This window comes from Dialister sp., from assembly GCF_051885895.1.
Classification (GTDB): Bacteria; Bacillota; Negativicutes; order Veillonellales; family Dialisteraceae; genus Dialister.
The window spans coordinates 10,269-23,412 of record NZ_JBJEXP010000042.1 but is presented as its reverse complement, the minus strand read 5'-3'; the positions used below and the strand labels follow the sequence as shown (position 1 = coordinate 23,412).

Annotated in this window: 9 protein-coding genes and 2 riboswitches; of the genes, 6 read left to right on the top strand and 3 right to left on the bottom strand. The window is 51.3% G+C overall.

What is annotated here, in order from left to right:
• The 3 genes from ACI4N7_RS03850 to ACI4N7_RS03840 form a co-directional block, all read right to left on the bottom strand.
• Positions 1 to 1,334 (bottom strand): threonine/serine ThrE exporter family protein (locus tag ACI4N7_RS03850; protein ID WP_439732046.1); only part of this gene is annotated, 1,334 nt, incomplete at its 3' end.
• Between the two features lie 282 nt (positions 1,335 to 1,616).
• Positions 1,617 to 2,492, bottom strand: coding sequence for a hypothetical protein (locus tag ACI4N7_RS03845; protein WP_439732045.1), 876 nt, complete (start codon positions 2,490 to 2,492; stop codon positions 1,617 to 1,619).
• A 225-nt stretch (positions 2,493 to 2,717) separates the two neighbouring features.
• Positions 2,718 to 3,431 carry a hypothetical protein gene (locus ACI4N7_RS03840; protein WP_439732044.1) on the bottom strand — a complete coding sequence of 238 codons (714 nt, stop codon included), beginning with the start codon at positions 3,429 to 3,431 and terminating at the stop codon, positions 2,718 to 2,720.
• 387 nt (positions 3,432 to 3,818) lie between these two features.
• Positions 3,819 to 3,922: riboswitch (glycine riboswitch) on the top strand.
• A gap of 111 nt (positions 3,923 to 4,033) precedes the next feature.
• On the opposite strand from ACI4N7_RS03840, the gene ACI4N7_RS03835 reads away from it, so the two are divergent.
• The 6 genes from ACI4N7_RS03835 to ACI4N7_RS03810 all read left to right on the top strand — a co-directional run bounded on the left by ACI4N7_RS03835 (position 4,034) and on the right by ACI4N7_RS03810 (position 12,989).
• On the top strand, positions 4,034 to 5,485 hold the full coding sequence (locus tag ACI4N7_RS03835) for an alanine/glycine:cation symporter family protein (RefSeq protein WP_439732043.1): 1,452 nt from the start codon (positions 4,034 to 4,036) through the stop codon (positions 5,483 to 5,485).
• A 458-nt stretch (positions 5,486 to 5,943) separates the two neighbouring features.
• A complete protein-coding gene (locus tag ACI4N7_RS03830) occupies positions 5,944 to 7,140 on the top strand; it encodes a dicarboxylate/amino acid:cation symporter (RefSeq protein WP_439732042.1) in 1,197 nt (398 codons plus the stop codon).
• A gap of 172 nt (positions 7,141 to 7,312) precedes the next feature.
• Positions 7,313 to 7,415: riboswitch (glycine riboswitch) on the top strand.
• Between the two features lie 208 nt (positions 7,416 to 7,623).
• Entirely contained in the window at positions 7,624 to 9,012 is a 1,389-nt protein-coding gene (locus tag ACI4N7_RS03825; RefSeq protein WP_439732041.1) for an alanine/glycine:cation symporter family protein, read from the top strand.
• A gap of 214 nt (positions 9,013 to 9,226) precedes the next feature.
• Entirely contained in the window at positions 9,227 to 9,682 is a 456-nt protein-coding gene (locus tag ACI4N7_RS03820) for a DUF1934 domain-containing protein (protein WP_439732040.1), read from the top strand.
• Complete coding sequence (argS, locus tag ACI4N7_RS03815; RefSeq protein ID WP_439732039.1) at positions 9,661 to 11,328, top strand: arginine--tRNA ligase; 1,668 nt, start codon at positions 9,661 to 9,663, stop codon at positions 11,326 to 11,328. The genes ACI4N7_RS03820 and argS overlap by 22 nt, the downstream gene beginning before the upstream one ends.
• Positions 11,329 to 11,372: 44 nt before the next feature.
• Complete coding sequence (locus ACI4N7_RS03810; protein ID WP_439732038.1) at positions 11,373 to 12,989, top strand: CTP synthase; 1,617 nt, start codon at positions 11,373 to 11,375, stop codon at positions 12,987 to 12,989.
• Positions 12,990 to 13,144: the final 155 nt, after the last annotated feature.

Sequence of the window (13,144 nt, the reverse complement as noted above, 5' to 3'; positions counted from 1 at the left end):
GCGGCTTCTTTGACTTCTTCCATATTGGTATCCCGTTTGGCCAGAAGTTTCTGCAGCTTTTTACGCTTGGCGCGCTCGATGTACTGATGACCCAGCACATCCGGCAGGGTGGCGCCCAGGGATATGCCGAGAAGGATGAGCATGGCTTCTACTCCCGTCTGCAGGGCGATGAGCAGTTCCAGGATATTCATATGCTGAATATCAATGATGGCAAAAAGGAAACGATAGAGGAGGACGCCGGGAATGAGGGGGATGATGGCCGGTATGGTGACCACGAAGACCGGGGCGTGGAAGAAACGGGAAATGCTGAAATAGAGGAGAGACAGCACGGCAGCGCCGAAGAAGGAGGAGCTGGCCATGCTGAAGTGGAAGATAACCATGAGGACATCCCTCACGTCCACCGTAATGATGGCACCCAGGCAGGCAGCGGGGATGTATCGTTTGGGCACATTGAACATGACGGAAAAGCCCAGGGCGGCCATGGCGGCTGCCAGGGCCTGGGCCAGGTAAAGGTGTTCCGGTGCAATGCGGATGGCAGTAAAGCTGGGAACGTCGGTAACGCCTGCAGCACCGGCAATCCCGAAGGTCATGGCCAGCATGATGAGCAGGGTATGGGTGATGCGGGTCATGCCGGAGGTAAGGTAATTGTTCAGGAAATCATCTACCGCATTAATGAGGGGCACACCGGGAATCAGCGTGAGGGCGCAGGCCACGATGGGGAGAAAAGGAGAAATGGCACCGGGCAGGTACATGGTGAAATAGGCGCAGACGGTGGCGGCAAAGGCGGAAGCGGCAATGGTGACATAGCCGTTGATTTCCAGGCGGCTGCAGATAAACCGCACCAGAGCGCCGGTGATGGCAGCCAGCATGGTGTATAAAGCTTCCACCGCATGGCCGCCGAAAATCAGACAGAAAGCGGAGGATGCCAGGCCGATGGCCAGAATGACCATCCATTCGGGGTAGAGGCTCTTTCCGCAGTTCTGCTGGATTTTATGAAGATGGGTGACAAACACATGGTAGGGGTCGTTCTGGTAGAGGGCCCGCCAGCTGGTACGGCTGGTCTGCAGGATGGTGGTCATGTTTACGCCGTGGCGGTAGCACTTGCGGAACATGGTATAGGCCTTTTTCCCGTCATCCACATTAATCATAATGGTGGAGTAGGTAATGTGGATCTGCACATCTTCCCAGTAAATGCCAAGGTAGGCGGCGGTCTGCAGCATATCCCGCACGATGCGTTTGCTGCCGGCGCCGTTCTCCATCATCATCTGACCAGTATCCAGAATCAGTTTCATTTTGTCCCGGATGGAGAGGGTATTTTTATCAGTATTATCCAATATAAGACTTCTTTCGTAAATTGGGGGCCATAGAGACCGGACCTGTATTCCCGAAGGTTCACCGCCGCTTTGCAGTTGAAGGCTGGGACGGTCTCCGGGATTCATGTCCCGGGGATGCCATGGTTCTGTCCGGGATAGGCTTTGCCTTCCGCATAGTTTGAAGGCCGCCGGACCGGTGAGTTATAAAGTCCACTTTATGGGGCAAAGCAGGCGCCTGCGGTGTCATTTTATATGTATCGAGGCCTCCGCTGCAGCCCTCAGCGCCCTGCCGGCATGGCGTTCTCACAGTCTTGTATTCTGGATGAAATCGATATATTCCTTGTACTGCTTGGCCATTTCATAATCGTGAAGGGGGAAGCATTCGCTGAGCCAGCGTATCAGAAGCCAGGCGCAGCCGAAGAAGACGAGAAACTGGAGGATGCGGTGGATAAAGGAATAGGATTTCTTCGTTTTCCGTATCCAGCGGGGGGAAAGAGCATAGGCGCTTTCATAAATCCATTTCCAGTACAGCAGGAGAAAGGCGGTAATTCCGATTCCCATGAGAATCAGGTTGAACATGCCTACATGGGGAAGGACGATACGATAGAACCAGCGCACCGGCTGGTAAAGAGCAAAGAAGGTTTCCTGCGGCGACATCATGATTCCCAGGAATTCATAATGGGTGAGGAAAATAAAAGAGCTGAAGGAGAAGAACGACACTGCGCACAGGCAGATGAGTGTGGCCAGGTTTCGTCCTACGTAAACGCGGCAGATGACGTTCATAATGAAGAAAATCAGAAGCAGGGTGCCTATGGCGGTCAGAAAATAGGGACTCAGGTGGTTGAAGGCAGGTTCCTTCATGCCGTTCACCGCATGGGTAAGCACATAGGGAAAAATGAATACCCAGGAGAAGAAGGGAATGTACCCGATCCGCCAGAAGGGATGAAGCAGGCTTTTTCCTGTCATGAGTTCTGTAAGGAAAATCAGAAGGAAACATTCTCCCATATTTCTTCCAAAGCGATACCACTGGAAAAGTCCGGTAATGCCCAGGGCATAGTAATAAACCCAGACAATCAGCAGCAGAAAAAGGGCGCAGAAGAAATACAGGACGATTTCTTTCAGGGACAGATCCCTGCACCAGTCTATGAATTTTTCTTTTTCCTGTTCTAGTAAGAGCATACTATCCTCCCTGGTATCATACCTCAATTTAAGTATAGAGAAGTAGAGCTTTGGGGGCAAGAGGTTAATTTATAGAGATAAGAGGGAATATTTCTTATGCCCTGAGCAGTCTGTCAATCTGTTTTCCTGTCATGTCCTGCGCAGCGGAGCCAAGATATTTCCCCGTAAAAAAATCCGGCGGAAATGAATGGGCAGGTTCATTTCCACCGGAAACTTTATCTCCTGTCAAAGCAGGTCATCGTACAGCTTTCTGACGGATTCAATATCTTTCATTTGAAAAGGGGAGAGGCGGTGGACGATCCAGCCGATGCATGCGTGGCGCTGCAGGAAATGGCGGGCTTCTTCCACCGTATTTCTGCCGCCGTTTTCCAGATATCCCTGCTTCAGAGCCTGCAGCCGTCCTTTTTCTTCCGCGTAGTTCTCCCGGCAGATGCCCTGGAGAAGAAGGAGGAAATCAATGGCCTTCTGTTCTTCCCGGTCTTTGGAGTACAGCCGGTTTTCCCAGTCCAGGAAGGTGAGCCGACCGTCTTTATAGGTAATATCCCGAAGGGCCGGGCGGCCGTGGATGATCTGGTCTGCATGAAGGGCAGCCAGGGCGGCGCCGGTTTCCTCCAGGATGGATTCTTTTTCCTCCTCCGGAAGCCGGGAGTCCAGTACTTTTTTCAGTGTGGGCCCGCCGTCCAGAGTGACCATGTAGTCGGGGGTCAGTACCTGAATCGACGGGATCAGCTCGGGGTGGGACCGGCCTGCAATGGTCATGCGGGCGATTTCATAGTAGTATTCTTTTTCCACGGAATATTTCACCAGCTGGTTCCGTCCGTTTCCCAGTTTCCTCTTGATCCAGTATTTCTGCCCTTCCAGTGTGAAATCAAGAATCCGGCGTTTGGGATTCTCCCGGATGATCTGCTCGGCCATAGACCGGATCCTGTTTGTGTCCATAGAGTTCCTCTTTTCGTAGATTTTACAAATTATTTATATCATTGTAACAAAAAGAGAAAAAATATGTAAGAAAGAGTTCTTTCTAATGGATTCTGATGGATATAGAAGAGGACCGGCCCGGAAATATTCATTTTCCGGATGATTTATGCGAAAAGTAAATAAAAAAGGAGAAAATCTATGATAAATGAATATAATTGACCATATTGCATTATTCGACAGACAGTGTATAATTTGAGTAAATCAGTTTCCGGCGGGAATTCAGACAAAGCGGGAAGCGGTTGAGAATTACATAGCGGTGGATGATGTACACTGAAAAATGACAGCTGAAAGGCGGTCTGCCGAAGGAGTAATACTATCAGGCGTTCAGGAGAACACGAAACTGTGTACGGACACAACTCTGGAGAGTCCCATTCAATTGGGAGCCGAAGGTGTAAAGGGATTTCACCCGTAGAAATCCCGAATCTCTCAGGCAAAAGGACAGGGCTGGCACATGGGTAACTCCCGTGTTTTCTGTTACGCCAGCTTCAGTCTCTTTAAGAGCCTGAGTGCGGCGATTTTTTGTTTATAGGACAACAATTACGGGAAACAAGGGGGACATTATTATGGATATGGCACAGATCAATCAACTTGTCGGTACCATTGACGGGTTCGTATGGGGACCTGTCATGCTGATTCTGCTGGTAGGCACAGGCATTTACATGACTGTAAGCCTGCGCTTTCTGACCTGGCGCAATCTGCCCTATGCGCTGAAGAGCGTATTCGGTCATGAAGCCCGCACCACCAGCCACGGAAGCGGCGACGTATCGCCTTTTTCTGCGCTCATGACAGCGCTGGCAGCAACCATCGGCACCGGTAATATCGTAGGTGTAGCTACCGCCATGTTTGCCGGCGGCCCCGGTGCCCTGGTGTGGATGTGGCTCTCTGCCTGCTTCGGACTGTCCACCAAGTTTTCCGAATGTATGCTTGGCTTCAAGTATCGTGAAGTGAATGCCAAGGGCGAAATGAAGGGCGGCCCCATGTTCACCATGAAGAATGGTTTCAAGAACCGGAAAGCCGGCCTTGTGATGGGCACACTCTTTGCCTTCTTTGCCGTGATTGCTTCCTTCGGCATCGGCAACATGACCCAGGCCAACTCCATCAGTACCGCAGTGCAGACGACATTCGGCATTTCCACCACTATCGTGGGAGCCGTACTCACCGTGCTGACCCTGGCTGTCATCGTAGGGGGCATTACTTCGATTTCCAAGGTTTCTTCCGTGGTGGTTCCGGGTATGGCTGCTTTCTACATCCTGGCAGGTCTGCTCTGCATTGCCATTAACTATGAAAATATTCCTCACGGCCTCTATCTGATCCTGATGATGGCCTTTGATCCTTCCGCTGTAGAAGGCGGCGTAGTAGGTACCATTACCGTTTCCGTCATGAATGCAGTCCGCTTCGGCGTGGCAAGAGGCTGCTTCTCCAATGAAGCCGGCCTGGGCTCCGCTGCAATTTCCGCCGCTGCTTCCACCACCGATCGTCCTGCAAGACAGGGTTACATTTCCATGACCGGTACTTTCATTGATACCATTATTGTATGCTCCATTACAGGCCTTACCATTGCTTCCTCCGGCGTCCTCGGTACGGCAGGCGCTGACGGAAAGCCTCTGACCGGCGTAGGTCTTACCATGGCTGCCTTCTCCACCCATCTGGGAATCGCAGGCAGCTACATCGTTTCCATCGGCATTATCCTCTTCGCTTTCTCCACCATCCTCGGCTGGGAATACAACGGTGAAAAAGCCTGGGAATATCTCTTCGGCACCCATAAATACAATATCATTTACCGCGTAGCTTTCTCCCTTGTGGTATTTGTAGGCGCTACCCAGACTCTGGATCTGGTATGGAATCTCTCCGATATCGCCAATGCGCTCATGGCTATCCCGAACCTGATTTCCATTCTTGTCCTGTCTCCTGTGATTAAGGAAGAAGTTTTCTCCTTCCAGGAAGTTATCCGTCAGGAAAAGGCTGCTAAAAAAGCACTGGCTCAGAATACGGCTCATGAATCCGTGAAAATCTGATTACCTGTAGTCCTGTGAAGTCCCGGCCTTCTTATGAAGACCGGGACTTTTGTGAGTGTGAGGATTTTTATTGCTGCGAGTACCCCGCAGGGCCTGTTAAATCCGGAAACCGTTTACGTCCAACGGCTCTGATTAATAGTCAAACCGTCCATATCTCATGAATTATAATTCAAAGAGTATTATTTTCATATCCTATTGACTATCCCATTTCATTATATATAGAAATGTATAAAAGATTTTAGAAATATATTTGTCATAGGATATATATTCACCTATAATAAAAGAATACCGGTATTCACCTGTCATGGGGATACGGTGAAAGCGCTGATGCAGCCGGTGATCGGACTGTATGCAGCGGAAGGAATCAACGGATCTTTCCCTGGATACAGAGACTCATGAAACCAGATCTGCCGATGCACCGGCGCTTTCCGGGTGTAATGTTTGAGGGAGGGCACGAGATGAATCTATCTGTACAAATTTTTATTTCCCTGGTTCTGTCCGTGGTTGTGGGACTGGTTCTGGGGGACGGGGCCGCAGGGCCGGTGAAGACATGGATAGCGCCTGTGGGCACCATGTTTATCAACCTGATTAAAATGATGATTGTTCCTGTGGTGTTCTGTTCTCTGGTAGTGGGCATGACATCCATGGGGGATATGAAGAAGCTGGGCCGCATCGGCGTGAAGACGCTCTGCATTTACATGGTGACTACTGCTATCGCCATTGTGATCGGGTTTGTGGTAGCCGGCGTGGCACAGCCGGGGCTGGGCATGGCCCTTCCTGCTGATGCGGCTGCACCGAAGGTGAAGGAAGCGCCTACGATTATGCAGGTGTTCGTGAATATGATTCCTGCCAATCCGATTGCATCCATGGCAAAGGCGGATATCCTTCCGGTCATTATTTTTGCTCTGTTTGTGGGGGCAGGCATTGTTTCCGTAGGCGGCAAACGGGCGGAAATCCTGATTTCCTTCTTTGATGCATGCGCAGAAGTATGCTACAAGATCATCGGCATGATCATGAAGACAGCGCCGGTGGGCGTATTCTGCCTTCTCCTTCCTGTGGTGGTGCAGAACGGCCCGAAAGTGCTCCTGCCTCTTCTGTCAGTCATTCTCTGTATGGCTGTAGGCAGCGTCATTCACGCAGTATGCGTCTATTCTTCCATGACCATGGCAGCAGCTCATATGAGTCCTCTGACCTTCTTCCGCGGCATGTCGGAAGCCATGGCCATTGCCTTTACCACCTGTTCTTCTGCAGGCACACTGCCGGTTAATATGCAGAATGTGCAGACAAAGCTGGGAGTGAAGAGGGATATTGCATCCTTCGTCCTGCCGCTGGGGGCAACCATCAATATGGATGGTACGGCGCTGTACATGGGGATCTGCTCTCTCTTTATCGCCAATGTGTTTGGCATTCCGCTGACTTTGGACCAGATGATGATGATCGTCTTGACGGGAACTCTGGCCTCCATCGGCACCGCCGGCGTCCCGGGGGCAGGGCTCATCATGCTGGCCATGGTGCTGCAGTCCGTGGGACTTCCCATGGAAGGCCTGGCTCTGGTGGCCGGTATCGACCGTGTGCTGGATATGTTCCGTACCTGCCTCAATATCACCGGCGACGCTGCAGTGTCAGTGGTAGTGAATGCCACGGAAAAGGATTGAAGCGGGCATAAGTTTTCCTTCTGAAAAGGCCCGATTCCGCTATTGTTTATTTCTTTTTTATATTTTATAATAACTATAACTTCATAGGTGGATGATGCATGTGGAAAAAGACCATAAGGTCTGCCGAAGGAGTAACACTATCAGGCGTTCTGCGGAACACGAAACTGCATGCGGACAAAACTCTGGAGAGCCCCGGGAAAATCCCGGGCGCCGAAGGTGCACAGGCCGGGATGACCCGGCTGTAATCTCTCAGGCAAAAGGACAGAGCCGGGCGGTCATTGTAACCAATAACCGCCGGCTCTGTTTTATTTTACTGAGCCGGCGGTTTTATTGTGTAGGAATGGAAGCAGGACCGGCTCTCCGGAAAGGCGCTCACGGCATGATGAAATACATCATGGGCGGTGGGCGTTTTGCCCGGGAAGCCGCACGTACGGGGTAGTGGATTTTTCGGAAGAAAAATCCGGGAACAGGGGAGGTCATGGTATGTTAGTGGATGTATTGAATGAGGTTGACAGTATTGTCTGGGGGCCCTGGCTCCTGATTCTGCTGGTAGGGACAGGTGTATATCTTTCCTGCCGGCTGGGTTTCCTGCAGGTGATGAAGCTGCCGCGGGCGCTGAAGCTGATCTTCTTTGCCCGGAACAAGGGGGACGGGGATATTGATTCCTTCAAAGCTCTCTGCACGGCGCTGGCGGCAACAGTGGGCACCGGCAATATTGTAGGCGTGGCTACGGCCATCAAGCTCGGCGGCCCGGGAGCGCTGTTCTGGATGTGGCTGGCCGCTTTCTTCGGTATGGCGACCAAGTTTTCCGAAGGCTGCCTGGCAGTGAAGTTCCGCCAGGTGGATGACCAGGGAAACATTGCCGGCGGTCCTATGTACTATATTGAAATGGGACTGGGAAAGAAATGGAAGCCGCTGGCTGTGGCGTTTGCCCTTTTCGGCATTATGACGGCTATGCTGGGCAGCGGCACCACCACCCAGATGAATGCCATCGTATCTTCCGTCAATGCGGGATTTGGCGTTTCCACCTATATTACCTGTGCCATTGTTACCATTCTGGTAGCCATCATTACCTTTGGCGGCCTGCAGTCCATTTCCAAGACTGCCTCTAAAATCGTGCCGGCCATGGCGGTAATTTACTTCATTGTAACGGTGATTTTCCTGGCATTAAATGCATCGGAGCTTCCTCATGCGGTGGGAGAAGTGATCAGAGGAGCCTTCAACGGCACCGCTGCTGCCGGCGGCTTTGCGGGGGCCGGCATTATGCTCACCATTCGAAGCGGTATTGCAAGAGGCCTTTATTCCAATGAATCCGGCCTGGGCTCTGCACCTATCGTGGCAGCAGCAGCCAAAACCAAGTGGCCTGCAGAGCAGGGGCTGATTTCCATGACCGGTACCTTCATTGATACCATCATTATCTGCACCCTGACAGGGCTCACCATCATCGTATCCGGCGTATGGACCGGAACCACGAACGGGGCGGAAATGACCCAGGCTGCCTTTGCAACCACCTACGGAAGCCTGGCACCTTTCATTCTGACCATTTCCCTTACGCTTTTCGCCTTCACCACCATTATCGGCTGGAACTACTACGGCGAACGGTGCTGGGAATACCTTTTCGGTACAAAAACCATCAAGCTGTATCGTATCGGCTACATTGTCATTCTGGCCTCTGCCGTATTCCTCAAGCTGGAAGCCATCTGGTCCCTGGCGGATATTGTAAACGGCCTTATGGCGATTCCGAACCTGATTGCCCTTCTGGGACTTTCCGGTGTGATTACGGCGGAAACAAAGAAATATTTCAACCATCTGGCCATTCGGGATGCCAAGCTGAAAGCCTATAAAGCCAGAAGGATCGGAAAGAAATCATAAAGAAATCGTAAAAAACCGGGCAGCACCCGGTTTTTTCATGGGGAAAAAAGAGGAAAATCGGAAAAATTCACGGCGGTCTCTATACTTCAGAACCCTTGCCAGTCCCTTTTCTTTCATGATATAATGGGCAGTATTGTATTTATAGAATTCTTCTGAAAAAGAGGGTATCTATGATATAATAGAGTAGATATTTTGCAGGCCGGGGAGGCGATTGGTGTTGGAGAAGCATGTCATTATCAGTGTGACATCCCTGCAGCGGGATGAGAACGGGAAGGATGAGACGATTTCCCTGGAAACTCCGGGTATTTACGGAGAAGAAGGAGACATGAAGTATGTGACCTACCGGGAAACGAAGCTGGCGGGCATGGAAGGCACCACCACCACCCTTCGCATGTATGATGACCACGTCAATCTGATCCGGGACGGCAGTTTCCTGCAGAATCAGGAGTACCGGCTGGGAAAGAAAACCGTGTCAGGGTATGTGACTCCCATGGGGGCACTGAAGGTGACTGTAGAAACCAGGGAGATCGAAAATTCCATTGTCGACGGAAAAGGGCGCATGCGTCTTTCTTATGATGTGGAACTGGAAGGCCTCTTTACCCATTTGAATGAAATTATTGTTGATGTTCGGGAGGATCCGGAATATTCATGGAAGTCAGAGAAGAACTGAAAGAACTCATTGAGAAGGCGAAGAATGAAGCCGTCGCTGCAGGAGAGCTGCCGGAAGGCACCTATGCTCCGGTGCAGCGGCTGGAAGTGCCGAAGGAAAAGGAATTTGGCGATTATTCTACCAATGCGGCCATGCAGTGGGCAAGAACGGCTCACAAGGCACCCCGCATGATTGCCGAATCCATTGTGAAGCATATGGATACACCGCTGGTATCCCGCATGGAAATTGCAGGAGCCGGATTTATCAATTTCTTCCTGGCCCGGGATACGGTGTACAGCGAATTGAAGAATATCCTGGCAGCCGGTCCTTCCTACGGCGATCTGCCGAAGACACAGAAAGACCGCATTCTGGTGGAATACGTTTCCGCCAACCCCACAGGACCTCTCCATATCGGTCATGCCCGGGGCGCTGCCTATGGTTCGGCCCTGGTGAACCTGCTTCGGGCGGCAGGCTATGATGTACTGGCCGAATATTATGTGAACGATGCAGGAAACCAGATCGATCACCTGGCAGAATCCATCAATGCCCGCTATCTCCAGCTGAACGGCATTGATGCGGAAATTCCGGAAGACGGCTACCATGGACAGGATATCATTGAAACCGCCCGTCACATCATGGAACGGGACGGAAAGAAATATCTGGACATGGACGAAAAGGAAAGACTGGCCATTTTCAAGGATCTGGGCCTGAAGGAAAAGCTGGCAGCCCTGAAAAAGGATCTTCACGATTTCAATGTGGACTTTGACAACTGGTTCTCTGAAAAGTCTCTCTATCCTGACCAGGTCAATCAGGCATTGAAAGTACTGAAAGATGAAGATAATATGTATGAAAAGGATGGCGCCCTGTGGCTCCGCACCACGAAAAACGGGGATGACAAGGACCGCGTGGTTATCCGCACCAATGGTGTGCCTACCTATTTCTGCTCTGATATTGCCTATGTGGGAAATAAAATCAGAAGAGGCTATAACAAGCTCATTGATATCTGGGGTGCTGACCATCACGGGTACATTATCCGTCTGAAAACAGCCATGAAGTTCCTGGGATACAATCCCGATGATTTTGAAATCATGCTGCTCCAGATGGTAACCCTTCTCCGTGACGGACAGCCGGTGAAGATGTCCAAGCGCACCGGCCAGGCAGTGACCCTGCGGGAACTGATGGATGAAGTCGGCACCGATGCGGCCCGCTATTTCTTCTGCGCCCGCACCCTGGACTCCCAGATGGATTTTGATATCGATCTGGCCAAGAAGCATTCCAATGAAAACCCGGTATACTATATCCAGTATGCCAATGCCCGTATCCACAGTCTGTTCCAGCAGGCCCGGGAGGCCGGCATTTCCTGGGACAGCCGTTTTGAAGCTGTGGATTTCACAAAACTGAAAGAAGAATGTGAACTGAATCTGATAAAGAAAATGGAAAATTACCACCAGATCATAGCCGGTGCTGCTGCGGAAAGAGCACCTCAGCGGATTGCCAAGTATGCCTATGAGCTGGCAGCCCTTTTCCATCACTTCTACAGGGAATGCAGAATTCTCGGCGTAGACAGTGAAACCACCCAGGCCAGACTGGGACTCATTACAGCGGTACAGTACGTTCTGGTCCATGCCCTTCATATTTTGGGGCTTTCGGCACCGGAGCATATGTGATTCATTTCTTTCCCTTTGATCAAACCATTTCATAAGGAGGTCCCATGACTAAATACATCTTCGTAACCGGCGGCGTTGTTTCTTCCCTGGGCAAAGGCATTACAGCAGCATCCCTTGGAAGACTTCTGAAGAACAGAGGATACAAGGTTACCATCCAGAAATTTGATCCCTACATCAATATTGACCCGGGCACCATGAGCCCCTACCAGCACGGCGAAGTCTTCGTAACCGACGACGGTGCCGAAACAGACCTGGATCTCGGCCATTATGAACGCTTTATTGATGAAAACCTTTCCAAAGCCTCCAATGTGACCACCGGTAAAGTTTACCAGTCCGTCATCAATAAGGAAAGAAAAGGGGAATACCTGGGTTCCACCATCCAGGTCATTCCGCATATTACCAATGAAATCAAGGACCGGGTGCTCCGTGTGGGCAGAAATGACAATGCGGATATTGTCATTACGGAAATCGGCGGCACCGTGGGGGATATCGAATCCCTGCCCTTCCTGGAAGCCATCCGCCAGGTCAAGAAGGATGTGCCTAACAGAAACGATGTGCTCTATATCCACGTTACCCTGGTGCCCTACATCGAAGCAGCCGATGAACTGAAAACCAAACCGACCCAGCACTCGGTCAAGGAACTGCGCTCCATCGGTATTCAGCCGGATGTGATCGTATGCCGTACCGTAAAGGCCCTGTCTGATGACATGAAGAGAAAGATTGCGCTCTTCTGCGACGTGGAACCGAACGCCGTCATCAACAACCTCACTGCCAAGAGCATTTACGAAGTGCCTCTCCTGCTCCAGGAAGAAGGCCTTGACCGCATTGCTCTGGAAAAACTGGGACTGGATGACAGCCCCTGCGACATGGACGACTGGAAAGCCATGGTGAACCGCATCCTTTCCGCCGACAAGGAAGTGGATATTGCCCTGGTCGGAAAATATGTGGAACTTCATGATGCCTATCTCTCCGTAGTGGAAGCCCTTTCCCATGCAGGCTATGCCTTCGGCACCAAGGTGAATATTCACTGGATTAATTCCGAAGTACTGGAAGAAGAAAAACCGGATCTCCGGGAAGTCTTCAAAGGCATCGACGGCATCGTTGTACCGGGAGGCTTCGGCTACCGCGGTGTAGAAGGCAAAATCGAAACCATCCGCTATGCCCGCACCAACGGCATCCCCTTCCTGGGCCTCTGCCTGGGCATGCAGTGCGCCGTTATCGAATTCGCCAGAGATGTATGCGGCATGAAGGACGCCAACTCCACCGAATTTGATGCAGAAACTCCTTATCCGGTTATTGACCTCATGCCTGACCAGGAAGATGTCACAGAAAAAGGCGGCACCATGCGCCTGGGCATTTATCCCTGCAAGCTGACAGAAGGCTCCAAAGCTAGGGAACTCTACGGCGGCCAGGAAATCGTATACGAAAGACATCGTCATAGATACGAAGTATCCAATGCGCTCCGTCCTGAACTGGAAAAGGCAGGCCTGTCCATCTGCGGCACCAGCCCTGATGGAAGACTGGTAGAAACCATCGAACTGAAGGATCATCCCTACTTCGAAGCAACCCAGGCCCATCCGGAATTCAAGAGCCGCCCCAACCGTCCGCATCCCCTCTTTGTGGGACTGGTAAAAGCAGCTATTGAACATCATAAGGGATAAGAAATAAAGAAAAAGCACCGCTCCGGCGGTGCTTTTTTAGTACATGGGGCAGGACGGTGTGAGGGTAAAGATGCAGAAGGTTCAGAGGGTGCTGGCGGGCGCTTTCAGAAATGAAGGGCGCCATTATGGTAAAACCGGTGTAGTGTCCTGGTGAG

Coding starts and splice junctions, on each gene's coding strand:
- ACI4N7_RS03845 (WP_439732045.1), bottom strand. CDS start 2,492: ATGCTCTTACTAGAACAGGAAAAAGAAAAATTCATAGACTGGTGCAGG.
- ACI4N7_RS03840 (WP_439732044.1), bottom strand. CDS start 3,431: ATGGACACAAACAGGATCCGGTCTATGGCCGAGCAGATCATCCGGGAG.
- ACI4N7_RS03835 (WP_439732043.1), top strand. CDS start 4,034: ATGGATATGGCACAGATCAATCAACTTGTCGGTACCATTGACGGGTTC.
- ACI4N7_RS03830 (WP_439732042.1), top strand. CDS start 5,944: ATGAATCTATCTGTACAAATTTTTATTTCCCTGGTTCTGTCCGTGGTT.
- ACI4N7_RS03825 (WP_439732041.1), top strand. CDS start 7,624: ATGTTAGTGGATGTATTGAATGAGGTTGACAGTATTGTCTGGGGGCCC.
- argS (WP_439732039.1), top strand. CDS start 9,661: ATGGAAGTCAGAGAAGAACTGAAAGAACTCATTGAGAAGGCGAAGAAT.
- ACI4N7_RS03810 (WP_439732038.1), top strand. CDS start 11,373: ATGACTAAATACATCTTCGTAACCGGCGGCGTTGTTTCTTCCCTGGGC.